Here is a 24992-nt window from a genome sequence, read left to right as displayed (position 1 = left end):
CGTATTCCCGATCAACTGTCTTTACAACGAGAAACAATGGCTTGGGAGCAACGCAGAAATAGTCAATTGCGAACAATTGATTGGCGTTTTACAACTGTTGATGCACGCATTAAGCTTAAACGACTCTATTTCTCATTTCAACCCTGACAGACTACTAGTCGCCAAGGCTAATATGAATTGAGACTTTCTAAACATCCTCTAATATTGGTTACAAATTTGCTTTTGAGACTTTTTCAATTTGCCCAGTAAAGTATGCTTCCTGATGTTTGAGTTGGTGCGCTAGTTCTAACCCTTTTTGAAAAGCTGTTAGTGCTTGAGGAAACTCTTTACGTTCTAGATACAATTGCCCAATTTGGTCATAAGCTTGCATCAACCCGTAAAAGTTGGCAGCTTCTGCCTGTATCTGCACAAGAATTTGGCTAGCCTGCAAAGCCTCGTCTGTTTGTCCTTGAGAACGATACAGTGCAATTAACTTCTGCAAAGCTTCACCAGCACGAACGTACTCCTGTAATTGCCAAGCAGTTGTATAAGCTTCTTGATAATTTTTAAAAGCTTCTAGCAGTAAGTTAGGATCTTTCTTTGCTAGAGATTCGTAATCTGAAGCGATCGCTAGTTTTAATTCTGGTATTTCAGTAAGATTATTTTCATTGACGTAAATTTCTGCTAATTTATTAAGTACATTTAATGACTGCTGTGGTTGGTTTGTCTGCTCGTAAATCTCAGCCAGCCGTTGCAGATATGTTAGCTCGTTTACACGATCGCCAACAGAAGTAGCTAAACCCAACAATTCCTCGTAGATTGGCGCAGCTTTGCGATAATCAAACCAACTCAAATTTAGTTCTCCAATTGTCTTGAGGATTTCTACTAGGGCTGTTGTATTTTTTTGCTGTCGCACCACTAGCAAAACTTGGTCGTAAGCTTCTAGAGCGAGTTTTGGCGATCGCACATTTTGGTAAGCTTGCCCTAGCGATCGCCACAATTCGAGATCAATTTGGGCAGTTTTTTTCTGAGATTGTACCTGCTTTTGAATTGCTTGCAATCGCTGCGTAATATATTGTACTTCTTGGCTGTCGTTTTGCTTCCAGGCGATCGCCCCGACTCGTGATAGTGCTTGCACCTCTAGTGATGAACCTAAAAAACGCCGCAAGCGAAGTTCCCGGTTCCAAATTTCAAACGCCGCCACCTGATCCCCTGCTTGCAGTTTCGCCGCTGCTTCTTGGTTTAAGGCATCCAGCGCTGGTTCTAACTTTTGCTGTTCTTCGAGAGTTAACGGCTGTTTATCCTTGGGCAAACGTGGTAACAGTGGATCGGGTGTGGTAATTTCTAGGGGACTAGGAGGAAATTTATCCGGTGGTTTGGGCTTTTTACTCTCTGCCAGTGTCAAGGAGCTGCTAAAGAGTGTTACGGCAGTAACAATTACAATTAAGCGCCTGAGCATGGGTACTTTACCTTACCTTAAATTAGTTGCATGAGATAATTGGTTATTATCCCCATCCCCTATTATTGCCAATACTCAGTTAGGAGTTAGAAGTTTTCCCCTTCTCTTGTTGTTTTGATGCTCGTTCGCGTGTCAAGCTATCAATAGCATCACCCAAGGCAGTAGTAAGGCTATTGCGGGTTTGGGCGTGGTTATCCTGCTCAGTTTTCAAAGCTTGCAACAGGCGTGAGCGTTCTTTGATCACGGCAATCAGTTGAGCTTGCAACTCCTCCACAGATTTTAGGTGTTCTATTTCTTGTTGGATCGCTGTTACTGGTGTCCCAGCAGCCAGTGTCTCAACCTCAAGACCCTGGAGTTTATGCAGGTCTGCCTTCAGGGATGCGATCGCCTGTTGGGACAGTTGGGCATCTGTGCGGCGTTGTTCTGCTTCTGTGTTGTAAAGCTGACGCCATTTTTGAGCACTTTCCCAAGCCGCATCGCGATCGCCCTGAAGTCCCGCCATCTGCTCTTTAAGTACCTGGATTTCTGTCAACCACTGTTGTGTTAAATCTTGATTCATAAATAAATAGTTATTAGTCAATGGTTATTAGTCAATGGTTATTAGTCAATGGTCATTAGTCAAGAACTCTCCCCCCACTCGGTATTCTTGCGGTAAAAATATAGATGCGATCGCTACCCCAAATTTGGGAAAGTAGTTAACAAACCCAACCAGTTTTAACTCTGAATCATGCCAAAGCCTCGTTTTATCCGCTTCTTTCGCCACTTAAATTGGCAGACGCTCAAAAAAACTTTTGCGAGGACAATCGAAAGACGACTTTTGGGACTTGCCTCAGAAATCGCCTTCAATGCCATGTTATCGCTGTTTCCAGCAATTCTGGCTCTGATCACAGCCATTGGCTTATTGGCAGAATCTTTGCAAGCCACCTTTAACAAATTGGCGAATCAACTTAGTCAAGTCCTACCTGAACAAGCACTGGATCTGATTCGTGATTTTGCTACCACAGAAATTACTAACTCCAAAAACAGCGGTTTGTTTTCTCTGAGCTTTGTATTAGCAATTTGGACTGCTTCTGGGGCAGTGAGTACCGCTATGACAGCCCTCGACCAAATCCACCAAATTCCTCCAGAAAACATCCGCCCTTTTTGGAAAGCCAAGCTCGTCTCTCTGGGATTAACAGTCGGTACTATGTTGCTTTTAGTATTGGCTTCTTTGTTAGTGTTTACCAGCGACCTACTATTGGGAATGGTAGTGCGCGAAAATGGCTCTTTAATCTTCTTGGTGCATCTTTGGCAGCTGTTACGCTGGCCTTTAGCTTTAAGTATTGTTGCCGCCGCCTTTAGCTTTGTCTATCGCTATGGCCCAAGCGAGTGGAACTCAGGCACGCCAATGATGCCTGGAGCAATTTTAGCAGCTGTTTTCTGGGCAATATTGTCTGCCCTATTTCGGCTTTATGTGGCGAATTTTGGGAATTATAATAAAGTCTATGGTGCAGTAGGGGCTGTGATAGTTTTAATGCTCTGGCTGTCGATGAGCGCTGCTGTTCTGTTAATCGGCGATCAGTTGAACGTGACTGTCGGCGAAGATATGCGCCCAAAAGCACAGTCAGAACCTCCCGGAAAATAGTAAATATAGCTATAAATCCCTGAGAAAACTTTTGCTAAAGCTGATTAGGGAAGTAGAATATCTAACGATTCAATCCAAAGCTAGCGATCGCCTTTATGTCTGATTCTCCACCTCGATTTTCAATGATTGAACCTGATAACAAAGCACCCACCTTGAAGCGCCTGCGTCAGTTAAGTCGGCTGCTGGATAATGTTATTACCATTCCTGGTACGAAAATTGGTTTTGGTCTAGATCCAATTATCGGAATGATACCTATTGGTGGTGATTTTTTGGGAGTCATGTTTTCTAGCTACATCATCCTAGAAGCAGCGAGGCTGGGTGTATCTAGAGCCACTTTAGGCAAAATGGTTTTGAATGTGATCATTGATGGCTTGGTAGGTGCTGTCCCAGTTTTGGGAGACTTTTTTGATTTTGCCTGGACAGCTAACACCTATAATATCAAGCTCTTGGAAGAGTACTTAAAGTTTCCTAGCCAGCAAAAGAGTGCAGACAGGTGGTTTATCTTTGCCGTTTTGGCTGGATTGTTGCTAATCTCCATTGTTTTAGTGGCATTACCAGTAATACTAATTAGAATATTGTGGAGCGCCTTAACTGGCGGTTAAATTATTTATTGATAATGGAATGAAAGATTGGTGGCAAGCTACTTTTCCTAAAGGGCGGCAAAGTCTAGTTATTACTGATGCTAAAGGGTATCCTGTACAAATTGCTTATGGCGAAAAAGGTAAAGGTAAACCATTAATTTTATTACATGGTATGGGGAGTTGGAGCTATAATTGGCGCCACAGTATAGCACCATTATCAAAATATTTTCGGGTAATCTGTTTTGATGCCAAAAATTTTGGTTTTTCTGAAAAACCATTGTCTCGTAGAGAACACGACAGTCATCAAGTTATTGAGTTTAAAAGAATTATTCAGGCATTATGTGATGAACCCGCAGTGATTGTAGCTGAATCTCTGGGGGGATTAGTTGCCCTTGCCCTTGCTCAAGAACATCCGCAGTTAATCGGGCAGCTTGTAGTAGTAAACGTACCTATTTTTACTGAACATCTACCCCATTGGGCTATGTGGTTACTTGCCCAAATGCCCCTAGAAATAATGCAAACAATTGACTCCTTAAGGCTGGCATATTTGTTTGCACCTCTATTTAGAGAAATTATGGCAATAGAAAGACGTGGGGTATTATTTGATCCGTCAATTTTGACACAGGAAGATGTCTATTGGATAACTTACCCGTTTATTGAGCTGCCAGGTACGGTTGCGAAAGTCGCCGAAGAGTTACAAATAGCAGCGCGAGAAATTGAGAATTGGCAAGCAAATAAGCCAAATATGCTCACCCAAATTCAAAATAACCTGAGTTCAATTAAGTGTCCTACACTAGTTTTGTGGGGTGATCAAGATAGTTGGTTTCCTGCTAGTCATGGTGAAAAATTGCATCAGCATATCCCCAATTCCAAATTACAAATTTTGTCTAACTGCTATCATGATGCCTCAACTGGTGCTTTTGAAGTATTGAATGCAGCGATTCTTGAATTTTTACGGGATAGTGACTTATAAAAACAATTTATGTTCTAATTAAGTTGATGGCTGTTTTTTTAATTGGCATATCTGAGAGCGATGCCTGCGGTGGGCTCCGCCTACGCTAAATAAAAAGAGTGGGAGGAAGCATATCAGTCAGCTTTCAAACTCCCACTCTGCCATTTGCCGCTGAAGTGAACAGGAATGTATACAGACGTTGCCCTTTAGTTGGGGGCTAATGCGTACTTCAACAACAACGCCCGCACGCATTTAATATTCCTGTTGCAGCAAATGCCAAACTTAATTATTGATATTTATCTACTGAGAAAAATCCTCTGTAAATAATTAGTATAGATAGTTTTTTATTTTTGTAAATCACTTAGAAGATAGTGTTTTACAAAAGGAATTTTTCCGTGGTAGTCCCTGATAACAAAACCCTTAAAGTCGTTTATCTTCATATAATTTAACTTGGTTAATCAGAATCAGGTTGCCATTTTGGCAGGTTTTTAAATCTCCTAATTGTTCATAAGTAACCTTTATCAACTTAATTTACTTTTGGTTACAAAGTCCTGAATTAGCGATCGCACGGGTACGCAGACGTGTATAAAGTGGCGGTCACAACATTTCTGAAGATACTATTCGCCGTCGCTACAAAGGAGGAAGAAAGAACTTAATTGAATTATACTTATCCTTGTGTGATCGCTGGATTGTTTACAATAACTCTAATCCGATTTTGCAGATAATAGCTGAACCCCCTTTAAATCAAGAGCCGATAATTTATCAAGCCCAACTATGGAGCCAAATCACTACTAATGAATAAGCCAATTCCTGAGAAATTATCTAGCCAAATTGACGCAGGGGTTAAACTGGCTATTACTTAGGGATTCCTGATAAACCATTCTTGGGCGATAGTATAACTGTAGATTCTTTCAATTCTCTGATCTCCCATGCCAAAACAGTCTATAGGTCTTGATAACCAACTCTATAATTACCTTTTATCCGTTTCGCTACGGGAACCGGAGATTCTTCGGAAGTTACGCCAAGAAACCGCCAGCCATCCGCGAGGTGGAATGCAGATTTCACCAGAACAAGGGCAGTTTATGAGACTTTTGGTACAGCTCATTGGAGCCAAGAAAACTCTGGAAGTTGGAGTGTTTACAGGTTATAGCTCACTCTCAGTTGCCTTAGCCCTTCCTGAAGATGGCAAGATTATCGCTGCTGATGTGAGTGAAGAATTTACTGCGATCGCCCGCCGATATTGGCAAGAAGCCGGAGTTGCCGATAAAATCGATCTACGATTGGCACCAGCTTTGGAAACTTTAGATGCGCTGTTGGCAACTGGGCAAGCCGAGACCTTTGATTTTGCTTTTATTGATGCCGATAAAGAAAATTATGATGGATATTATGAGCGATCGCTGCAATTGGTGCGTCCAGGTGGATTGATTGCTATTGATAATGTTTTATGGTCAGGACAAGTTGCTGATCCGCAAAATCAAAATGAAACTACCCAAGCTATCCGGGCGCTCAACCAGAAGTTACATCATGACGAACGGGTTACCCTCTCCCTTGTCCCCATCGCCGATGGACTTACTTTAGCCATCAAGCGACCTTAATCCAGTTTGATGCCAACTTACTGTTATAGCTGTTTTCTATCTGCTGGAATACAGTAGGAGCGCACATCTGTGCGCCCCTACGCGTGTTCTACTTCTATTTATTTAGAAGTTATAGCCAATTCCTAATTGTAGCCCTACATCAGTGTCATCCAGAAAAGCAGCATTTACACCACCTGTTAGTGTAAGTTTAGAACCGAGAGGAAGGTCTACACCACCAGTTAACAGTAATCCAATATCAGTATTAGCGTTAGCTTCAATTGCTACGCCAGCACCGATGTAAGGAGATATAGCAAAGGTTCTTTCACCCACCGAACCTGCTTTACGGGGAGAAAAATCTAAAGTTACGGGAACTAAAAATATTGTATCGTCCCCAAAAATCACCGATGGTCGCACTGATAGATAGTTTGTCAGACCAAGTTTGCTGATCACTGTAAAGTTACCACTGCTCAGAGCTGTATCGTTGCCGCTCAAACCAATGTTACCACCAACTCCGATATAGCTTCTGCCACCACGAGTAGCTCTACCTACTTTAACATCAGGCCCATTAGTTCCTGTTGGTGGTTGATTTAACTTACTGATGTTAACATCAGGCGGGATCAGGACTTGGTTAATTGCATGGATAACACCATTGCTAGCTTTCACGTCTGGCTGGATAATTCTGGCATTATTCACCGCGACTTGATTGTTAGCGGAATCGATTTTAATATTTACAGGTTTTTCTTCATAGGTTTTCAGTTCTCCAGCCGAGAGTTGACTAGTAGTAACTGCACCAGGAACCACATGATATCTTAAAATCTTAATCAATGCGTCTCTGTTTTCTGGTTGCTGTAACTGCTGTAGGGTAGCAGCAGGTAAAGCAGCAAATGCTTCATCAGTGGGAGCAAAGACTGTATAAGGGCCCGGCTGTTGAAGAACATCTGCTAGACCAGCTGTCTTTAATAAAGAAGTCAGAGTTGTAAAAGAACTACTGGATGCAGCAATAGAAACAATATCGGTACCAGTTTTAGTTCCACCGACAATATATTGACTAGCTGAAAGATTGCTCGCAATGGGTTGCACTCTTCCCTGTTTAGCCAAAGCTTGATATAAGAGTGCCGCAGCTTCTGCACGAGTTAGGGACTGTTGCGGATTAAGTTGCTTTATATCTGGATAATTTACAACAATATTAGATTGTGTTGCTGCTGTCACACTATTAACAGCATAGTTCGGGATACTTGAGGCGTCATTGTAGTAGGTGCTCAGATCACTACTTGCTCCAGTACTGCTAGGAGTTAAACCTAAACCACTTGCTAAAGCAACGATCCCCTGCACTCTCGGAATTTCTTGATTTGGTCTAAACACGTTCCCAGGATAGCCTGCCAGAAATCCAGTTTCATAGGCGCTCTGAATTGCAGAAGCCGCCCAATAGTTAGCAGGGACATCACTAAATCCACCTGAGCTTAATTGCCGAACTCGGTTTTGGTTACCAAAAGCTTTTTGAATGAGGGCGGCAAATTCAGCACGAGTCACAGCTTGATTCGGCCTAAAGGTGCCATCAGGAAAGCCAGCAATCACGTTATTGTCAGCTAGGGCTTGAATGAAGGGACGCGCCCAATAATCTGAGGAAACATCAGATAAGTTAACTGTTGAAGCAGGTGTTGGCGTTGTAGGTGTTGGCGTTGTAGGTGATGGTGTGTCAGACGATGGTGTTGTAGGTGATGGTGTGTCAGACGATGGTGTTGTAGGTGATGGTGTGTCAGACGATGGTGTTGTAGGTGATGGTGTCGCAGATGGAACAGTATTTTGAGATAAAGCTGGTGCAGAAATTACGATGGGAGTTACTATAGGGGCTGTCATTCCCAGAACTAGCAAAGCAACCTTTGCTGATGACCAATGAGAGAAACTAGACATGGAAATATCCTCTTTTAAAATTCTTGGATTGACTATGGAAAATACTGGATGCAAGGTTAAGTGAATACAAATATCGAGATAATTGTTTGGTTTGCCCCGATATGGAAACCACAAATACAACCGTTAACTCTGGAAAATTCAAATGTTGGACATTATGAGTAGCTGCTCTGACATCTCATAACATTTATCCAAATGTTCACCACACCCCCACATAGTATAGGATTTCTATTTGATTTTTAAAAAACCGCAGATAACACTATTAAGGATACTGTGGTGATATGGTATGTTGCAATAATAAAGATAATTACTGCAAGTAGGCGATTTTATCAGTTCTAAAATCGCAGTCAAGCAGTAGGAAAAGTGGCTTTTAATAGCCGTCTCTTTATAATTGCCGAGGAGGGTTAATTTCGTCAAGCTCAATGTATCATGATCTTTAGCAAGGTTAAAGAAATAAAATCTGTCTTGGCGATAAGCTGTATTGTTAATCTTTGATCAAAATTATACCACTAACTAAGGGCTGGATTTTGAGAAAAAACTTTCACTCTTTAGATAGTTGTCCGTGATGGGAAATTTTAAAATGCTAGACTGGAAATTAGCGATCGCAATCAAAATTTTCGAGCATGATTGCGCCAAGATTTTTGGCTAGGAATTATTTTTTTTCAAAAGAGAATTTTATGAAAATGAATCCACAGATAAACTAAGATTTTTGTCAGATGTCTAATCTGGATCTGATTTTGCTTATAACTATAACTCCTTGCACATTGCCTGGATTTCTACTGGTCTATAGCCCCAACCTTGAGCAATTTCGTAATTAGCGACTGACAACAAATAAATTATCCAATCTTGTGGGGTGAACCGAAAAGTCCGCCCTTGGCTACGGGCGCTCGTGTCGCCTACCTCACAAGAGTAATTGAGTATTTTTTTATTAATCAGTCCCTTAACATCAGAATTTCGCTACTCAATTAAGTGATAAATTTAGGGTATCTCCAGAAGAGTGCCAGGAATTTGTTGAAAAATAGACGTTGACTATCCCATAGTGCCTCAAATTCATCTGCATCAACTTGTTGAGTATCTTCAGTACAGCTACAGTTTTCTTCAAGCTGCGCCTGCTTAGATTCAGTAATATCCGAAAAAGTTGTCGCGATCGCGTCGGGAGTAGTTCCTCCAGCTTGGAACAGAGGTTGTGAAGACAACAATAGCTCCCCTTGCTGACCATTTGGCTTATAAAAGCCACACACCACATTCAAGCAAAGTTTACCTGTATTCTGGGCAACGATCGCTGGGTGAGTTTCACCTCCGAAAAAAGAGCCATCTTCATAAATAAAATGCCACCTGGGAGCAAGCAAATTTTGCTGCACAAGCTGTTCTGCGGTCAGTCCCAGAATGCGATCGCAAGTTGCACTGCAAGCCTGGATAGTGCCATCAGCCAACTGAAGCACCATTCCCTCTTCTTTCCTGGCTACTAGAGAATAATTTGCTTTTTTACTAACTTGTCGGTGTAGCAGCTTGTCACTAGCCAGCTGGTTTTGGGACTTTTCCGCGTCTGACATTCTAAAAAGTTAAGTAAATTTAAAGTTAATCTAAGATTCCGCGGGTCATACTTACATAAATTTTATGGCAATATCTTCCACCTTTAGGCTGAATATAGCTAAATTTATCCACCTTTAATCCTCGTTCATCCACCTTTGATACTCATTAATGAGTCTATAATCCTCGTTGATCCACCTTTAATCCTCGTGAACGAGTCTATAATCCTCGTTGATCCACCTTTAATCCTCGTTCATCTCCAAACAATGGGGGCATTCGCTAATTATTCCCAACTTGCCGGCAATCAGCCGAAGGTACGCTTATTAATAATGCTACGAGAGCCATAAAATAAGAGAAAATTCGCTGTTTTTTCCCTTTTGCTATCCAAATACCAAGATGCCTTCTAAGCGAATCTTATTTATCAGTAACGGCCACGGAGAGGACAACCATACCTCTCATGTTATTCAAACCTTGCGCCAATTGTGTCCTTCTCTTGATATGGCAGCAATGCCGATTGTCGGGGAAGGAAAAGCTTACCGCAGCTTAAACATTCCCATTATTGGCCCGACGCAAAGGATGCCCTCTGGGGGATTCTTTTACATGAAGCGCCTCTATTTGCTCAAAGATTTTCAATCGGGATTGATTGGATTAACGTGGCGACAGTTACAAGCAGTATTGCATTATGCTCCCAATTGCGATTTGATTATGGCTACTGGGGATGTTGTCTCTCAGACATTTGCTTACTTAACAAAGCGCCCCTTTGTCTCCTTTATCTCTTGTCTTTCTGCGCTCTACGAAGGGCGATTATCACTCAATCCGCTTCTGTGGCACGACCTTAATTCTTCTAGATGTCTGGCAGTTTTCACCAGAGATTCTTATACGGCTTATGACCTTCAACGGCAAGGTTTAAGTAAAGCTCAGTTTGGTGGCATTCCAGCTTTAGATTGGCTCGTCCCTGCTGGCAAAAACTTGCACCTGAAACCGAACGAGCGAGCGATCGCTCTTTTGCCAGGATCACGGATGCCAGAAGCGGCGCGAAATTTCTGTTTGCAGTTGCAACTGGTAGTAGAAATCGCCAAGGTGATGCCTGAGTCAGGATTACAGTTTCGTGCAGCCTTGATACCGGATTTGATGGAGCAACTCGACGACATTGCCAAAAGTCAAGGTTGGCAACTGACTCAAGGCATACTCACTTATTCTCTTCCAGGAAGTTCTGCTGACGAATCACCGATTGTGGAAGTGAGATGTTATTCAGATGCCTTCAGTGACATCCTATGTTACTCTACCCTCATCATTGGCATGGCAGGGTTGGCAGTGGATCTAGCTGTAGCGATCGGCAAACCTATCATCCAGATTCCTGGAGAGGGCCCTCAATTTACCTATCAATTTGCAGAGGCGCAAACACGGCTGTTGGGCATTTCTGCCCAAACCATCGGCACTAAGCCAGCAACCCCTGAGATTCTTAAGCAAGCGGCTCGACGAGTAGTTGAGACTTTACAAGATTCAGACTATCTCGCTAAGTGCAAAGAAAATGGCCCTGAGCGATTTGGCCCGCCCGGCGCATCTAAGAGAATTGCCCGCTTTCTACTAACCTATCTAGGAGAAACTGAAGAGAAATTACTGTTGCTGCCAAATTTCAATAATGAAGGTAAGGATAACAGAATGTAGGTAAAACAGCGAGTTATTACAGCAGTTTTCATGTATTTGAACTACATCTGTCGTAGGGATACAGCAATGCTCATGCGTGTCAACTTAACATGAAAGCCTGTCTAGATAAGTCCTTCAGAGATTGCCTCAGGACTCGTTAAGAGTCTCCAACTGGGAATGCCTAATGGGGGGCTGCTGCCTCAAAACTAGCGGCACCGCAATTGAAGTGTATTTCCAGCCAGAGGCTCTTAACTAGGTATTAAAGGGGTTTGAGCTTAAGTTGACACCAATGAGCTTTTTCTGTGCCCAAGAGGATGTGGTTTATTTAGCTGAAAATAGCTGTAAAAATCATCCGGCATGGGAGCAAAAAGATGTTATGTGTGGAAAGCTGCTAATTATTGCATTCGGCAATTTTTATCTATGGTCATAGTGCCATATTCCAATCAGATGGATAAGTTAATGCAGCCAATTCAAGAGGAGAAAAGTTTATCTGCCAAGGTTGCACAATAAATTTTGAGATTGTTGGATAAATCATGGAAGGGATACCTTGCAGCGCTGGCAGAATATAAGCATACAGAATTGAACTATGAAAGTCCGCTCTAGCTACTGGCAACTGTTGCCATATCTGTGGCCCCAATGGCCGCTGTTAATTCGGGGATTAACTTGTATTTTAGGATTTGTGTTGTTCACCCTAGCAGTGCCCTATTTAGCAGGTAAGGTCGCTTTTTTTCTTGGTCAGGGAAATGTTAAGCAGATTGCCTACTGGCTCGGACTAGCCACTTTAGTATTTTTAGTTCGAGGGTTTTGTCAATACGGGCAGAATGTCTTTATGATCGCTGCTGCTCTGGAAATGGCTTTAAACTTGCGTAAGCGAGTTTACGCTCACCTGCACAAACTCGGATTGGATTATTTTGAAACCACACAGACGGGAGACCTCACTTATCGCCTAACTGAAGATATCGACCGGGTAGGCGAGATTATTGACAAGTTATCCCATCAGTTTCTTTCCAATCTGTTGCAGTTAATTGTGATTCCCATTTACATGCTCTACCTGAATTGGCCGCTCACGCTTGCAGGTTTGATTTTGGCTCCCCTCATGGCTTGGTTGATCGGAGAATTTGGTCAGCGATTACTCGTGCTATCTCGCCAGAGTCAAAATCAGGTTTCCAATTTGTCTGCGTTGCTAACTGAAGTATTTAGTGGGATTCGCGTTGTTCAGGCTTTTGCGGCACAAGAGTATGAAGTGAAGCGATTCAATCAGGAAGCAGAACGCAATCGTCAGGCTCAGTATCGCACTCAACAACTCAAATCCATTCAGTTTCCTGTTGTCGGTTTTTTGGAAGCAGTTAGTATTATGCTGCTATTTTTATTGGGAGGATGGCAGATTTCTCAGAATCAGCTGACATCTCAAGGGTTTATCAGTTTCTTAGCTGCTGTGGCTTTACTGATTCAGCCAATCGACATGATGATTAGCAATTACAACGAGTACAAACAGACTGAAGCTTCCGTCGAACGCATCTTTGAACTGATGGCGAAGCAGCCTAGCCTCAGCGAAAAATCGAATGCTCTGGAAATGTCACGAGTTATTGGCAAGGTAGAGTATCGTCATGTCAATTTCGCCTACAATCCCCACGAGCCAGTGCTAAAGGATCTTTGCCTGCACGCTTCTCCAGGTGATGTCATGGCCTTGGTTGGTTCTTCAGGAGCAGGCAAATCGACGTTAATTAACCTTTTACTTCGCTTTTATGACCCTCAGGCGGGTCAAATTCTGATTGATAATATTGATATCCGTGACGTTACACTCACCAGCCTGCGCCGTCAAATTGGGATTGTTCCCCAAGACATTACCCTTTTTTCGGGAACGATCGCTGAAAACATCGGTTACGGTCAGGAAAAATTAGATTTAGCAGCGATTCAGTCAGCAGCAAAGATAGCCAACGCTCACTCCTTTATTACCCAGTTTTCTCAGGGTTATCATACCTGGGTGGGCGAACGGGGAGTTAACCTATCCGGAGGACAACGCCAAAGATTAGCGATCGCCAGAGCGATCGCCAACGATCCGCGAATTCTCATCCTAGATGAGGCCACCTCTGCCCTGGATTCGGAATCAGAAGCACTAGTTCAAGAGGCGCTGGAGCGAGTGATGCAAAACCGTACCGTGTTTATTATTGCCCATCGCTTGAGCAGCGTTCGTCGTGCTGACTGCATTCTCGTAGTAGAACAAGGACAGGTGGTTGAAGCTGGTACCCACGCCTCCCTACTATCTCAGGAAGGACGGTATGCCCATTTTTACGCCCAACAGTTCTACTCTACAGCTGAGTAGGGCATTGTCAAGTTAATGTCCGTCCAGCTTTTAATCAATAAGTAATGAGTGAATTAGTCAAGCGATGTCTACGATGGTCACTGAGCGGCTGGTGAGCGCAGTCGAACCATGTCTCTCGTACCACTTCTCCTTCTCCTGACGGAGAGGCTGCGCCAACAAAGACGCTAGCGCGAACGTCGAATAGCAAGAGCGTCTTGTAGAGAAGTGCGGGCTGCGCCTACGCTATATGAATGCAGATACAGTGTTATGAGTGGGACGATGATGCCAAGGTTGTCCAAAAATTTTGAGGCAGGAAAAGCTTACTCTTCAACTCATTCCACCTAAGGACAAATTGCATTACCAGCCCTTGGTAGTGGCAACTTCTAAAATGGATTGCCGATCCGATTGGATTTCAGCCAAAATATTGTCAATAGATAGTACCCGCCATCGATATCTAGAATTATCTCGGCAACTTCTAATGTTTCTCTAATGTTACTTTCAGAAATTAATTTTATGGTGATGATTACAGTCAGAAAAAATCAGCTATTTTATGTCAACTCGCAGTTTTACCCTCAAGGGATACTTACTAGTTAGTTTGTCCATTATTTTGCTGATATCGGTTGTACTTGTTCGTGGTGCATCGGAAGCAATCCTTCCTAATCCCACCACCGATATCTCAAATTCTACAGCGAAAGGAAAACAGACGGCAGTTTTCGCAGGAGGATGCTTTTGGGGAATGTCAGCGGTTTTTGAGCATCTCAAAGGTGTCTCTGATGTTGTCTCTGGTTTTTCTGGTGGAAGTGCAGTAACAGCAGACTACGAACTTGTCAGTTCTGGGTTGACGGGTCATGCAGAGTCAGTAAAAATCACCTATGATCCATCACAGATATCATATGGTCAACTGCTGAAAATTTACTTTTCTGTGGCACATGACCCAACACAGTTGAATAGACAAGGCCCTGATTCAGGAAAGCAATATCGTTCAGTCATATTTTTTGCCAACGATGAACAGAATCGGGTCGCGCTCAATTATATTAATCAACTCAACAAAGCACATACTTTTCATCAGCAGATAGTTACTCAACTACTCCCTTTGAAGGGTTTTTATAAAGCCTCGGAGTACCATCAGCACTTTATTGACCGCAATCCGAATTATCCCTACGTGGTGGTAAATGATTTGCCGAAGTTGGCTCAACTAAAATCACAGTTCCCCAATCTGTATAAGTAGGTATGGCTTTCTGGCAAAGATACTTTTGCTATTGTTCAATAGCGATCACCTTGACTTTAAAAATTCTCTTCACTCATACAGATGACTCAAGTAATTAAATCAGCCACGGAATTATGAAAAAACGATATTTTTTACAAGCTGGCGCAGCAATTGTTGGTACAGTATGGTTATCACGGTATTTAACTGGGAGGTCACAAGTTATAGCAATTACAAAAGATGAGTTTGAAATCACTAAAACTGACGAAGAGTGGCATCGGATTTTAACGCCCCAACAGTTCGATGTGCTGCGGAAACATGATACTGAACTAGCTAACACCAGCCCACTCGATAAACAATATGCTAAAGGGACTTATGAGTGTGCTGCCTGCAACTTACCATTGTTTACATCTAAAACTAAATTCAACAGCGGCACAGGCTGGCCTAGTTTTTATGCACCGATTGATGGGGCAGTTAGTACATCAGTAGATAACTCTTTTATGACGACCCGAACTGAAGTACATTGCCATCGTTGTGGTGGGCATTTGGGTCATGTCTTTGATGATGGGCCTGTGCCGACTGGCAAGCGTTACTGTATGAATGGTGTGGCGATGAAGTTTGTTCAAGATTAAAGTCTTACCAATTCTACTGTAGAATTTTTAATTGGGAATTTGAAAATAATCACCAAACTCATAGTTTATAGAACTCCCGTCAGTACTGAAAGGGCGAGTCAGGTAAGATTTGGTGATTGGATAGCTGAGGGAAGCGGTTTTGGAAATCAAAAAGCTGTGAATCTAAGTTGAAAATTAATCCAAGGCACAAGCGAAGAAAAAAGATACCAGCCCAAAGATCCAGATCCACGCCATATAACGAATAATCCTAAAACACGGCTGGTATCGTTATTAGCTGCCAATAACTACTTATAAATACAGAGTGTAGTATGTAGAAATTGTAAATTTTGTCACAGTAGATTTTATAAATCAAAAATATCCTTCATACTCTAAAACAGTAATCCTACGTAAAATTTGAGGAAGGGATGCCAATGACATCTCTATTACAGCGACTAAGTGCAGAACGAAATCGCAGATTTGTAGGACGTGGGCGGGAACTGGAGCTATTTCTTGATGTGATCGCATCAAAAGAATTACCTTTTCACATTTTGCACGTCTTTGGCCCTGGTGGTGTGGGCAAGACAACCCTCATGCAGCAGTTTTTGCGGTTTTGTGAACAGTCAAAAATATCAACTATCTACGTAGAAGGACGTAATATAGAAGCTGCGCCAGAATCTTTTGTGAGCACGTTGCGATCGTTAATGGGATTGAATGAATCAGATTCTCCTTTGCATGTGCTAGCCCAAAGACTTGAACGTCATGTAATTTTAATTGATACCTATGAAGCTATTACCCAGCTAGATGAATGGTTGCGGGAAGTATTCTTACCCCATTTGTCTGTTAATACCTTAATTGTGATTGCTGGACGCAATCCCCCCTCATCACTTTGGTGTAGCGATCCAGGTTGGCAAGCTTTGATGCACACTTTGCCCCTACGCAACCTTACCCCAGAAGAAAGTCAAACTTATCTCACCACACGAGATATTCCCACCACACGACACCAGGCGATTCTAGATTTTACCCACGGACATCCTCTAGCATTATCTTTGGTTGCTGAAGTGTTTGCTCAGGGAAAAGAAATCTCTTTTCAAGCAGAATCTGCCCCCAATGTTGTTAAAACACTGTTGTCAAGATTCATAAAAGAAGTACCAACGCCCGCACACCGGATGGCTTTAGAAGCTTGTGCAGTGATCCGGCTGACTACTGAAGCTGCACTAAATCAAATATTGGCTGTGCCGGAAAATACTTTGGCTGTATCGGCTGACTCTTTAGGGGAAATACTTGATGTTCACGATTTATTTGAGTGGTTGCGCGGACTGTCATTTATCGAATCAGGGCAATTGGGTTTATTTCCCCACGATTTAGCACGCGAAGTTTTAATTGCTGATTTGCGTTGGCGTAATTCGGAATTTTATACTGAATTACACCACCGGGCGCGTCAATACTATACTAAACAATTAGGACAAACCCAAGGGCAAGAAAAGCATCGAGTGCTACTTGATTATATTTTCTTGCATCGGGATAACTCGGCGATTCGATCCTGTTTCACCTGGGGTGAGCAAAGTAGTTTATTGACTGACTCATTACGGGAAACTGACAAAACCGCACTGCTGGGGATGGTGGCACAATACGAAGGTGAAGAATCAGCAAAAATAGCTGATCACTGGTTGAAGCGCCAACCGCAGAATGTAGTAGTATTTCGTGACTTGCACTCCGAACCTGCGGGATTTGCAATGATGGTGGCATTGCACACAGCAACTGTTGAAGATTTTAGTGTAGATCCGGGCGCTCTTGCATCTTGGCAATATCTCCAAACCCATACACCATTACGCTCTAGCGAAGGCGCAACTATTTTCCGCTTCTGGATGGCGCGGGACACCTATCAAGCTGTTTCCCCCACCCAAAGTCTAATTTTCATTAATTTTGTGCAGTATTTTCAGAATACACCGGGGGTAGCATACACCTTTCTACCTTGTGCCCAAGCGGATAGTTGGACAGCAATGTTAAACTACTTCGACTTAACACGACTTTGTGAAGCTGATTTTGCAGTTGGGGGAAGACAGTATGGTGTTTATGGACATGACTGGCGAATTGTCTCACCTGCGGCATGGAAGGAAATTTTGGCACGAAAAGAGGTTACAACTGTCGGAGAATCTGTAGACAATACTCCAGTCGGTGAACCTCTGTTAGTTCTTAGTCAGCCAGAATTTGTGGAGGCGGTGCAGAATGCGTTACGTAACTTTAGTTGTCCTGATGCATTACAGAATAATCCCTTAGTGCGATCGCGAAGCGTGCATGAAATGCTTTCTGGCTTAGTTAAGGAACAAGTTGCTACAAAAGCAAGTGTGAACGAGAGTCCTTTGGACACATTAGGCGAACGCGTTAACGCTTTACAAAATCTGGTGAAACAAGCAGTTGAATATTTACAATCATCCCCGCGTGACGAAAAACTCTACCGCGCTGTTTATCGAACTTATTTAAATCCTGCCCCCACCCAAGAACAAGCAGCTGAGTTACTAGATTTGCCTTTCAGTACCTATCGCCGCCATCTAAAAGCTGGGATGACGAGAGTTGCAGATATTTTATGGCAAAGAGAAATTAGCTAATCAGTTAAAATTATCAGTTTTAGTGCGAAATGATTTCATTCGCGATAATATCAAAGACTTAAGATTGAGCCAAAAAAGTGTTTCAGCTTGTGACAAGCTAAATTCAAAATAGCCTACTATGCACAAATGTGCTTTGAATCATAATTTGGGAAAATTTTTGAACCATAAAGCGAGCAAGAGTCAACACAATTTCGTGCTTTCGTGCCAATCACAACATAAAACTTTGCATCGAATCATCAGAGAGTGTTTAAATTCTAATGCCTGGATGCGGTCGGTGCGCCGCGCACCCAGCACAAAGTAGAAGCCGAGCCGTTGCTTTGCCCAGTCCGCTGCTCGCACCCGTGATCACAACAACTTTTCCTTCGATGTTATTGCTCATAAAATCTCCTTCACTTGGTCTTCTCTCGGCTGCATTGCACATGTTACCTTGCTTAGTGAGCTATGGAATGCAACCAGAGAAAACATTTTTTGCCGTTTAGCGACCGGTCATTTGCTCCAGGTTTTCGGGATACCGAGCCCCTTGCACCGTGATCTTGGACGCGGCGTTATCGATGTCATGCAAATCGTCGAGTGTGAGTTCGACTGAGACTGCCCCAATGTTTTCGTCCAAGCGATGCAGCTTCGTGGTACCCGGAATCGGCACGATCCACGGCTTCTGGGCCAGCAGCCAGGCGAGTGCGATCTGAGCAGGTGTCGCCTGCTTCTGTTGTGCGATGCTGCCGAGCAGATCAATCAGGGCTTGATTCGCCTTGAGAGCCTCTGGCGTGAAGCGAGGCAGGGTGCTGCGAAAGTCGGAGCTGTCGAATGTAGTGCTTTCGTCCATCTTGCCAGTGAGAAAGCCCTTGCCCAGCGGGCTGTACGGGACAAAGCCGATTCCGAGTTCTTCAAGGGTCGGTATCACTTCCTTCTCCGGAGTCCTGGTCCACAGCGAGTATTCGCTCTGGAGAGCAGTGACCGGCTGAACCGCGTGCGCGCGACGGATTGTTTGCACTCCGGCTTCAGAGAGTCCAAAGTACTTAACCTTACCTGACTGAATCAGTTCCTTCACAGCTCCTGCCACGTCTTCGATCGGCACGTTCGGGTCAACCCGGTGCTGATAGAGCAGGTCGATTGTCTCGACCTTGAGTCGCTTAAGCGAGTCTTCTACAGCCTGTTTAATGTGCTCCGGTCGGCTATTCAGTCCGGGCGAACCCGTCATTCCACGAGGATCGTGATTAGGACTCAGGTCGAATCCGAATTTGGTGGCGATCGCCACTTGTTTGCGGAAGGGAGCGAGGGCTTCACCCACAAGCTCTTCGTTGGTGAACGGACCGTAGACCTCGGCGGTGTCAAAGAATGTAACACCGCGTTCGACAGCGGCGCCCAGAAGAGCGGTCATCTCCTGCGTGTCTTTGGGCGGGCCATAAGAAAAACTCATTCCCATGCAGCCAAGCCCGATAGCCGAGACTTCTAAGTTGCTGTTTCCAAGTTTGCGCTTCTGCATTTTTTGAACTCCTGTCTTTGATTTAAAGGTCGAACTGTTTTAATCTACGATCAGGTCTGGTATTGTTCGTCGCTGACCTGTTCCATCCAGTCGGCGGTATTGCCGCAGCAGTCGTTTATCTCGCCGATGTAGTCTGCTACAGTCAGCGAAATGTCATATTCTTCGCTAGTCAATCGTGATCATCGCCATTACTCCGTCGCCACTTCCTGAAGGCATTTCAACGCATTCAGGGTTCGGGGATATCCCACCCACGGCAACAATTGTGTAATCAGATCCAGGAGTATGTCTTTGCCGTTTCCGACATTCAGGTTGCCTTGAATGTGCCCCTTTATCTGTGATTCAACCCCTCCCAAAGCAACGAGGATAGACAGTGTGATCAGCTCCCTGAGTCTTATGTCTACGCCATTGCGGGTGTAATAATCGCCAAAGCAATTGGCAGACAGAAACCTTTGAATGTGCAGTTGGTCTTTGGGCGATCGCTCATACATTTGATTGATCGTCTCGCCGAACACAGCTTTCTGTATTGCCAGCCCTTTGTCGTAGCGTGTTTCTGGGCTGGTGGTCGATTGCCCTTCCAAAGGTAATTGAATGCCCCTGCTGATCATCACTTCATTAGTGGCATGGACGAAGTCAAATGCTTTCGCCATACCGACATAGGATACCGACTGATACAGGATCTCCTTGATTTCAATCGGCGTTACTCCGACATTGAGCGCAGCGCCCACCATAACCTTGTATTCGCTGACTGTCTGGCTGCCGATGATAGACGCCAGAATCAGCATGACCCTTGTCTTTGTATCCAGCTTGCTGAGAGCAACTACTTCGTCAAAGGCGAAGTTGTCAAAGACTTCGATCAGTTCAGGGTCGGTTACTTTGAGGGTTGATTTGTGGTTTGGAAACAGTTCTTCGTGATGTTTGTGTGCCGCTTCACTGATTCTTACAGAGGATTGAGTTCCGTCCTTCTGCGGTGTATTTGTCATACGCATCTCCTTTGAGTCACCGTTCTGTGGTTGGCAATTCCGTCTATAATCCCGTTCGCTTTTCCAACTCTTCTGGATAGCGATCGCCTTCGACTGTAATTTGCGCCAATGCCTCGTCGATGCTTTGCAATTCGTCCTGCGTCAGCTCGATGTCTGCTGCCCCAATATTTTCTTCCAAGCGGCTCAGTTTGGTCGTGCCGGGAATGGGCACAATCCACGGTTTTTGCGCCAGTATCCAGGACAGGGCGATTTGCGCTGCTGTAGCTTTCTTCTGGTTCGCCACCTCTTTCAACAAATCCACCAGGAACTGGTTGGCATCGAGAGCCTCTGGCGTAAACCGGGGAACAATGCTGCGAAAGTCGGATTTGTCGAATTTCGCGTCCTTGCTGATACTGCCCGTCAGGAAGCCTTTACCCAAAGGACTAAACGGCACAAAACCGATTCCCAACTCTTCCAAGGCAGGCAACAAGGCTTCTTCCGGACGCCGCCACCACAGGGAGTACTCGCTCTGAACGGCAGTTAGCGGTTGAGCTGCGTGCGCCCGACGAATGGTTTGTACACCCGCTTCTGAAAGCCCCCAGTGTTTGATTTTGCCTTCAGCAATCAAGTCTTTGATGGTTCTGGCTACGTTTTCGATCGGCACTTGGGTATCCACGCGGTGCTGATAGTACAAATCAATCACGTCAGTGTTTAATCGCTTCAGCGAACCTTCTACGGATTCCCTGATTCCTGATGGATGACTGTTCTGCACCTGTTTACCGTCCTGTAACTTGATGCCAAACTTCGTGGCAATGACGACGCGATCGCGGTAGGGTTTGAGCGCTTCGCCTACCAATTCTTCATTGGTGAATGGCCCATATATTTCGGCTGTATCAAAGAATGTGACGCCATGCTCCACTGCGGCTTGGAGCAGAGAGATGCTTTCTTGCTTGCTGAGGGTATGGCTGTAGGCATGGTTCAGCCCCATACAGCCCAGCCCGATCGCCGAGACTTCCAGATTACTGTTTCCAAGTTTACGTTTTTGCATGATACTTCTGCTTTATTGGTTTCAAATCGCCTCAGTCACCGAATTGGGAATCGCTACCACATCGCGTTGCGTCAGCCAGCGCAGGATGACCTGAGCCACGCCTTCGCCCAAGATTCGTTCCACCTCATGCGGCCCGTAAGCCTCCGCCGCGTCGTAAAAGGTGATGCCACGATCAAAGGCTGTCCGAATGATGTTGAACATCTCGGATCGGGTGGGGATCGTCTGTTGATAGGTGCGGCTCATGTTTTGAACGCCGAGTCCGAGGGTCGAGACTTCCAAAGAGCCGAGTCTGCGACGCGCCATTTGCTGTGACTCATTGGCGTTTTGTCCTGCGGCGCCCTGCGCCCCGGCAGCTTGTCCGGCTTGCTGGGCCTGCGCGATCGTGTCTCGGCGAGCCAGCACCGACGCTGCGGCCAGTCTCAGTCCCGCGCCGAGCAACTGGCGACGATTTGGCATAGGAGGGTTGTCTTCTCTCTTGGGGTCGTTTCGTGTTTTGTTCATGTCAGTGACACCTCTTTTGGGCTGTAGCGCCCCAGTTATCTGGAATAAAATCGTTTTGCGTGTGGCCCTTTGTTGTCTTCAGGGGCTTAGGTGTTGCGTTTGGCAGTTCCTAACATTTTCACCATGTCGGGGTCGCGATGGTCGAAGAAGCTGCTCTTGTTCGTGTCCAGCGAGATAATCGCATTCATATCTTCGGGACTTAGCTCAAAATCGAAAATGTTAAAGTTCTCAACCATCCTTTCCGTCCGAACAGATTTCGGAATCGCAACCACTCCTCTTTGTGTCAGCCAGCGCAGAATCACCTGAGCAACGGTTTTCTGGTATTTCCCGGCGATCGAAAGTAGTAGTTCATTGCTGAAAATGTTGTTCTTACCTTCCGCAAAGGGTCCCCAGGATTCGATCTGAACCTTGTTTTCCTGTAAAAGTTTTTGGGTTTCAATTTGCTGGTGGAAGGGATGGGTCTCGATTTGATTTACCGCCGGAACCACTTCGTTATGAATGATAAGGTTTATGAGCCGATCGGGATAGAAGTTGCTGACACCGATGGCTTTGGTGCAACCCTCTCGATACAACTCTTGCATTGCCCGCCACGCACCGTAAACGTCGCCGTAAGGCTGGTGGATCAGATACAAGTCTAGGTAATCCAATCTCAGCTTGTCCAACGATCGTTGGAAAGCCTTCTTGGTGCTTTCGTAATCGGCATCTTGAATCCAGAGCTTGGTGGTAATGAAAATCTCGTCTCGCGCCACGCCGCTCTTTTGGATGGCTTTGCCGACGGCTTCTTCGTTGCCGTAAGAAGCTGCCGTGTCAATCAGACGGTAGCCAATTTTAATCGCGTCCGAGACGCTTCTTTCGCACTCTTCCAGATCAGTCATTTGGAAGACACCGAATCCCAAAATGGGCATTTCCAACCCGTTGTTCAAGACAACCTTCTGCATAATTTCTCCTTTTACCGCAGCTTGACCCGATATCGGCGAGAATGGCAGCTGTAGCTCAGTTCTGTACAGCTAAGGTCAAGAACCGAAACTTCCAGATGGCTATTGCCAAGTTTTGCTTAGTTTATTGATACATCTGGGTTTGGGGCATTTTTAAGTATTTGGTGTATTTCCCTTACCCTGTAGGGTTTGAGGCTTGTTTGTTCCTCAAAAATGTTTAAGTCCCGTTAAATAAAAATCTAGAATGCTTACAAGAAGCCGAAATCATTTTTCGTTGCTTTAGCTTCATTCTAAGAATCCTGAAGAATAAGGAATATAACGATCGTCTAAAATCGTTGTACAATCCTGCAAATTTAGAAATGAATGCTGCCAAAATGAGTGAAAAGTCCGATATCGATTTAATGAACGATCAGCAGGCAAAGCGCGAGGCAGATAGAGCGCAAGCCAACAGAGACGAACTGACTGAGCGGATTACCCAGGCTATTCGTAATGATGGGACGATTGAGCCGCTGAAAGGATTGCACTTCAACCGCACCTCCTCACCTGCGGAACCCTGTCATAGTGTCTCTGTCCCTGCTTTTTGTGTAATTGCTAAGGGCAGCAAAGAAATCCTTCTGGGCAACGATCGCTATCAGTACGACCCGATGCATTATCTGCTTGCTACGGTCGAACTGCCGATTGTCAGCCAAATTCTGGAAGCGTCTAAGGAGCAACCGTACCTTAGCGTTCGCCTCGATCTTGACCCCACCCTCGTTGGCTCAGTGATGGTCGATGCAGGGCATCCCTCATCGCGCAGCCGTGCTGATGTGAAAGCGATTGACGTAAGTCCGTTGAATGCAAATCTGTTGGACACTGTGGTACGGCTTGTCAGGCTTCTAGATTCCCCTGCTGAAGCTCATGTTCTCGCACCACTGATTAAGCGGGAAATCATTTACCGACTCCTGATGGGAGAGCAAGGTAATCGGCTGCGTCATATTGCAGTTCTGGGTGGCTACACTTACTACATAGCAAGAGCTGTCGCGCGACTTCGTAAAGACTTTAACGAGCCGATCAAGATTGAAAGCATTGCACGAGAGCTTGGAATGAGTGTTTCGGGTTTTCACCATCACTTCAAGTCTGTCACTGCAATGAGTCCCTTGCAGTTCCAGAAGCAACTGCGGCTCCAGGAGGCTCGTCGTCTGATGCTGGGGGAAAACCTTGACGCTAGCAGTGCTGCCTACCGAGTGGGGTACGATGATGCCTCGCACTTCAACCGGGAGTACAAGCGGCTCTTTGGTGCACCACCGATGCGCGATGTGGAGCGGCTGCGAGAAGCTGCTAGGGAGACTGCTAGTTCAATATGATCTCCTCAAGATGTCCTAATCTTGCAGAAATCATTTCCACGCAAACATCCTTTAACGTGGGCACTTCAGGAATATGGCAGATTGATCAAGACAGTTCATATTCTGCGTTGGTATGCCAATGAGACCAATCGCCGTAGGCTGAATCGCCAGATCAACAAGACTTTAGCTTTTTTAGTTTGCACTTTAGTATTAAGCTGCCACCAAAAATGCCAAAGACTACTGTGCTGGCAATTGAAGAAGGTTCGGGGACAAGTGTAATATTGCCAGGGACTGTGATGGTGTTGGTAAAAGTTTGGACGAACTTAGCACAGCATTTGATTAATTCGTAGCGAATTAAATTTGGTAATACCCTGCAATGCCAATGCGTTGGCTCACATTGTTAATGCATCGGCCGCATTGTTAATGTGTTGGCTTACATTGTTAATGCATCGGCTACATTGTTAATGTGTCGGCTTACATTGTTAATGCGTCGGCTTACAATGTTAATGGTCAGCTTACAATGCCAATGCATTCCCCTGCATTAAAAACGCTACGCTTTTACGCAAAACTGTACTTAGCACGCAGAAAAAAAGATAGCCACCAGATGCCCAACGCATAGTAATATAAACGACAAAGCGTTGTTGGGTAAATACTGGTGGCATTGGTGTCAACTTACAGCAATTTGATATCAAAACTGCCACAAAAGTCATAAACTTAAAAGATGTAAAAAAGAAGATTATTAAGAAATGGCAGCATATTCAATCGAC

Annotated in this window: 24 protein-coding genes and 1 pseudogene; 13 read left to right on the top strand and 12 right to left on the bottom strand. The window is 44.6% G+C overall.

Annotation, left to right across the window (positions count from 1 at the left end; all coding sequences use genetic code 11):
- A pseudogene (locus V7K48_RS21185) lies at positions 1-147 on the top strand (IS630 family transposase); the annotation flags it as partial.
- Positions 148-208: 61 nt separating this feature from the next.
- Here V7K48_RS21185 and V7K48_RS21180 read toward each other — a convergent pair.
- Positions 209-1438 (bottom strand): tetratricopeptide repeat protein, encoded by a 1230-nt coding sequence (locus tag V7K48_RS21180; RefSeq protein ID WP_335075171.1) that lies wholly within the window; start codon positions 1436-1438, stop codon positions 209-211.
- Between the two features lie 79 nt (positions 1439-1517).
- Positions 1518-1997 (bottom strand): hypothetical protein, encoded by a 480-nt coding sequence (locus V7K48_RS21175; RefSeq protein ID WP_335075170.1) that lies wholly within the window; start codon positions 1995-1997, stop codon positions 1518-1520.
- Between the two features lie 168 nt (positions 1998-2165).
- Here V7K48_RS21175 and V7K48_RS21170 point away from each other — a divergent pair, with 168 nt between their 5' ends.
- The 4 genes from V7K48_RS21170 (at position 2166) to V7K48_RS21155 (ending at position 6190) form a co-directional block, all read left to right on the top strand.
- Entirely contained in the window at positions 2166-3062 is an 897-nt protein-coding gene (locus V7K48_RS21170) for a YihY/virulence factor BrkB family protein (protein ID WP_335075169.1), read from the top strand.
- A gap of 95 nt (positions 3063-3157) precedes the next feature.
- Positions 3158-3664: a DUF4112 domain-containing protein gene (locus V7K48_RS21165; protein ID WP_335075168.1), complete on the top strand. Its 507-nt coding sequence runs from the start codon at positions 3158-3160 to the stop codon at positions 3662-3664.
- A 19-nt stretch (positions 3665-3683) separates the two neighbouring features.
- A complete protein-coding gene (locus V7K48_RS21160; RefSeq protein ID WP_335075167.1) occupies positions 3684-4616 on the top strand; it encodes an alpha/beta fold hydrolase in 933 nt (310 codons plus the stop codon).
- 908 nt (positions 4617-5524) lie between these two features.
- Positions 5525-6190 carry a class I SAM-dependent methyltransferase gene (locus V7K48_RS21155; RefSeq protein WP_335075166.1) on the top strand — a complete coding sequence of 222 codons (666 nt, stop codon included), beginning with the start codon at positions 5525-5527 and terminating at the stop codon, positions 6188-6190.
- 102 nt (positions 6191-6292) lie between these two features.
- On the opposite strand, the gene V7K48_RS21150 is transcribed toward V7K48_RS21155, so the two are convergent.
- Both V7K48_RS21150 and V7K48_RS21145 read right to left on the bottom strand, forming a co-directional pair.
- A complete protein-coding gene (locus V7K48_RS21150; protein WP_335075165.1) occupies positions 6293-8080 on the bottom strand; it encodes a fasciclin domain-containing protein in 1788 nt (595 codons plus the stop codon).
- A 962-nt stretch (positions 8081-9042) separates the two neighbouring features.
- Entirely contained in the window at positions 9043-9630 is a 588-nt protein-coding gene (locus V7K48_RS21145) for a PAS domain-containing protein (RefSeq protein ID WP_335075164.1), read from the bottom strand.
- A 373-nt stretch (positions 9631-10003) separates the two neighbouring features.
- Between V7K48_RS21145 and V7K48_RS21140 the strand changes: the two genes are divergently transcribed.
- The 5 genes from V7K48_RS21140 (at position 10004) to V7K48_RS21120 (ending at position 17977) form a co-directional block, all read left to right on the top strand.
- A complete protein-coding gene (locus V7K48_RS21140; RefSeq protein WP_335075163.1) occupies positions 10004-11275 on the top strand; it encodes a lipid-A-disaccharide synthase-related protein in 1272 nt (423 codons plus the stop codon).
- Between the two features lie 565 nt (positions 11276-11840).
- The gene (locus V7K48_RS21135; RefSeq protein WP_335075162.1) at positions 11841-13577 is read left to right on the top strand and encodes an ABC transporter ATP-binding protein; all 1737 of its coding nucleotides are present in this window, start codon (positions 11841-11843) and stop codon (positions 13575-13577) included.
- A gap of 529 nt (positions 13578-14106) precedes the next feature.
- Positions 14107-14784, top strand: a complete 678-nt coding sequence (gene msrA / locus V7K48_RS21130) for a peptide-methionine (S)-S-oxide reductase MsrA (RefSeq protein ID WP_335075161.1) — start codon at positions 14107-14109, stop codon at positions 14782-14784.
- Positions 14785-14897: 113 nt separating this feature from the next.
- Complete coding sequence (gene msrB, locus V7K48_RS21125) at positions 14898-15392, top strand: peptide-methionine (R)-S-oxide reductase MsrB (RefSeq protein WP_335075160.1); 495 nt, start codon at positions 14898-14900, stop codon at positions 15390-15392.
- Between the two features lie 410 nt (positions 15393-15802).
- Positions 15803-17977: an ATP-binding protein gene (locus V7K48_RS21120; protein WP_335075159.1), complete on the top strand. Its 2175-nt coding sequence runs from the start codon at positions 15803-15805 to the stop codon at positions 17975-17977.
- Between the two features lie 247 nt (positions 17978-18224).
- Here the strand turns inward: V7K48_RS21120 and V7K48_RS21115 are convergent, their stop codons facing one another.
- From V7K48_RS21115 to V7K48_RS21085, 7 genes are all read right to left on the bottom strand, one after another.
- Positions 18225-18356 (bottom strand): hypothetical protein, encoded by a 132-nt coding sequence (locus V7K48_RS21115; protein ID WP_442949454.1) that lies wholly within the window; start codon positions 18354-18356, stop codon positions 18225-18227.
- Between the two features lie 96 nt (positions 18357-18452).
- Entirely contained in the window at positions 18453-19460 is a 1008-nt protein-coding gene (locus V7K48_RS21110; protein ID WP_335075158.1) for an aldo/keto reductase, read from the bottom strand.
- Positions 19461-19510: 50 nt separating this feature from the next.
- On the bottom strand, positions 19511-19633 hold the full coding sequence (locus tag V7K48_RS21105) for a hypothetical protein (protein WP_335075157.1): 123 nt from the start codon (positions 19631-19633) through the stop codon (positions 19511-19513).
- Between the two features lie 15 nt (positions 19634-19648).
- Positions 19649-20440, bottom strand: a complete 792-nt coding sequence (locus V7K48_RS21100; protein ID WP_335075156.1) for a carboxymuconolactone decarboxylase family protein — start codon at positions 20438-20440, stop codon at positions 19649-19651.
- Between the two features lie 43 nt (positions 20441-20483).
- Positions 20484-21467 carry an aldo/keto reductase gene (locus V7K48_RS21095; RefSeq protein ID WP_335075155.1) on the bottom strand — a complete coding sequence of 328 codons (984 nt, stop codon included), beginning with the start codon at positions 21465-21467 and terminating at the stop codon, positions 20484-20486.
- 21 nt (positions 21468-21488) lie between these two features.
- Complete coding sequence (locus V7K48_RS21090; RefSeq protein WP_335075154.1) at positions 21489-21968, bottom strand: aldo/keto reductase; 480 nt, start codon at positions 21966-21968, stop codon at positions 21489-21491.
- A gap of 86 nt (positions 21969-22054) precedes the next feature.
- Positions 22055-22906, bottom strand: coding sequence for an aldo/keto reductase (locus V7K48_RS21085; protein WP_335075153.1), 852 nt, complete (start codon positions 22904-22906; stop codon positions 22055-22057).
- 356 nt (positions 22907-23262) lie between these two features.
- On the opposite strand from V7K48_RS21085, the gene V7K48_RS21080 reads away from it, so the two are divergent.
- The 3 genes from V7K48_RS21080 to V7K48_RS21075 are packed head-to-tail and all read left to right on the top strand — an operon-like array spanning position 23263 to position 24575.
- Positions 23263-24246 carry an AraC family transcriptional regulator gene (locus V7K48_RS21080; protein WP_335075172.1) on the top strand — a complete coding sequence of 328 codons (984 nt, stop codon included), beginning with the start codon at positions 23263-23265 and terminating at the stop codon, positions 24244-24246.
- A gap of 21 nt (positions 24247-24267) precedes the next feature.
- Positions 24268-24504, top strand: coding sequence for a Tn3 family transposase (locus V7K48_RS35105; protein ID WP_442949453.1), 237 nt, complete (start codon positions 24268-24270; stop codon positions 24502-24504).
- Positions 24453-24575, top strand: a complete 123-nt coding sequence (locus V7K48_RS21075) for a hypothetical protein (protein ID WP_335075152.1) — start codon at positions 24453-24455, stop codon at positions 24573-24575. Before V7K48_RS35105 ends, V7K48_RS21075 begins: the two co-directional genes overlap by 52 nt.
- Before the next feature lie 165 nt (positions 24576-24740).
- Here V7K48_RS21075 and V7K48_RS21070 read toward each other — a convergent pair whose 3' ends face one another.
- The gene (locus V7K48_RS21070) at positions 24741-24887 is read right to left on the bottom strand and encodes a hypothetical protein (RefSeq protein ID WP_335075151.1); all 147 of its coding nucleotides are present in this window, start codon (positions 24885-24887) and stop codon (positions 24741-24743) included.
- Positions 24888-24992 lie beyond the last annotated feature (105 nt).

This window comes from Nostoc sp. (assembly GCF_036919615.1).
Classification (GTDB): domain Bacteria; phylum Cyanobacteriota; class Cyanobacteriia; order Cyanobacteriales; family Nostocaceae; genus Nostoc.
The sequence above is the reverse complement of the archived record's forward strand: the minus strand, read 5'-3'. Positions and strand labels throughout refer to the sequence as shown.

What these genes read in the sequence shown, in the direction of transcription:
- V7K48_RS21180 (WP_335075171.1), bottom strand. Translation starts at nt 1,438, where the DNA reads ATGCTCAGGCGCTTAATTGTAATTGTTACTGCCGTAACACTCTTTAGC.
- V7K48_RS21175 (WP_335075170.1), bottom strand. Translation starts at nt 1,997, where the DNA reads ATGAATCAAGATTTAACACAACAGTGGTTGACAGAAATCCAGGTACTT.
- V7K48_RS21170 (WP_335075169.1), top strand. Translation starts at nt 2,166, where the DNA reads ATGCCAAAGCCTCGTTTTATCCGCTTCTTTCGCCACTTAAATTGGCAG.
- V7K48_RS21165 (WP_335075168.1), top strand. Translation starts at nt 3,158, where the DNA reads ATGTCTGATTCTCCACCTCGATTTTCAATGATTGAACCTGATAACAAA.
- V7K48_RS21160 (WP_335075167.1), top strand. Translation starts at nt 3,684, where the DNA reads ATGAAAGATTGGTGGCAAGCTACTTTTCCTAAAGGGCGGCAAAGTCTA.
- V7K48_RS21155 (WP_335075166.1), top strand. Translation starts at nt 5,525, where the DNA reads ATGCCAAAACAGTCTATAGGTCTTGATAACCAACTCTATAATTACCTT.
- V7K48_RS21150 (WP_335075165.1), bottom strand. Translation starts at nt 8,080, where the DNA reads ATGTCTAGTTTCTCTCATTGGTCATCAGCAAAGGTTGCTTTGCTAGTT.
- V7K48_RS21145 (WP_335075164.1), bottom strand. Translation starts at nt 9,630, where the DNA reads ATGTCAGACGCGGAAAAGTCCCAAAACCAGCTGGCTAGTGACAAGCTG.
- V7K48_RS21140 (WP_335075163.1), top strand. Translation starts at nt 10,004, where the DNA reads ATGCCTTCTAAGCGAATCTTATTTATCAGTAACGGCCACGGAGAGGAC.
- V7K48_RS21135 (WP_335075162.1), top strand. Translation starts at nt 11,841, where the DNA reads ATGAAAGTCCGCTCTAGCTACTGGCAACTGTTGCCATATCTGTGGCCC.
- msrA (WP_335075161.1), top strand. Translation starts at nt 14,107, where the DNA reads ATGTCAACTCGCAGTTTTACCCTCAAGGGATACTTACTAGTTAGTTTG.
- msrB (WP_335075160.1), top strand. Translation starts at nt 14,898, where the DNA reads ATGAAAAAACGATATTTTTTACAAGCTGGCGCAGCAATTGTTGGTACA.
- V7K48_RS21120 (WP_335075159.1), top strand. Translation starts at nt 15,803, where the DNA reads ATGACATCTCTATTACAGCGACTAAGTGCAGAACGAAATCGCAGATTT.
- V7K48_RS21115 (WP_442949454.1), bottom strand. Translation starts at nt 18,356, where the DNA reads ATGAGCAATAACATCGAAGGAAAAGTTGTTGTGATCACGGGTGCGAGC.
- V7K48_RS21110 (WP_335075158.1), bottom strand. Translation starts at nt 19,460, where the DNA reads ATGCAGAAGCGCAAACTTGGAAACAGCAACTTAGAAGTCTCGGCTATC.
- V7K48_RS21100 (WP_335075156.1), bottom strand. Translation starts at nt 20,440, where the DNA reads ATGACAAATACACCGCAGAAGGACGGAACTCAATCCTCTGTAAGAATC.
- V7K48_RS21095 (WP_335075155.1), bottom strand. Translation starts at nt 21,467, where the DNA reads ATGCAAAAACGTAAACTTGGAAACAGTAATCTGGAAGTCTCGGCGATC.
- V7K48_RS21090 (WP_335075154.1), bottom strand. Translation starts at nt 21,968, where the DNA reads ATGAACAAAACACGAAACGACCCCAAGAGAGAAGACAACCCTCCTATG.
- V7K48_RS21085 (WP_335075153.1), bottom strand. Translation starts at nt 22,906, where the DNA reads ATGCAGAAGGTTGTCTTGAACAACGGGTTGGAAATGCCCATTTTGGGA.
- V7K48_RS21080 (WP_335075172.1), top strand. Translation starts at nt 23,263, where the DNA reads ATGAATGCTGCCAAAATGAGTGAAAAGTCCGATATCGATTTAATGAAC.
- V7K48_RS21075 (WP_335075152.1), top strand. Translation starts at nt 24,453, where the DNA reads ATGCCAAAGACTACTGTGCTGGCAATTGAAGAAGGTTCGGGGACAAGT.
- V7K48_RS21070 (WP_335075151.1), bottom strand. Translation starts at nt 24,887, where the DNA reads ATGCCACCAGTATTTACCCAACAACGCTTTGTCGTTTATATTACTATG.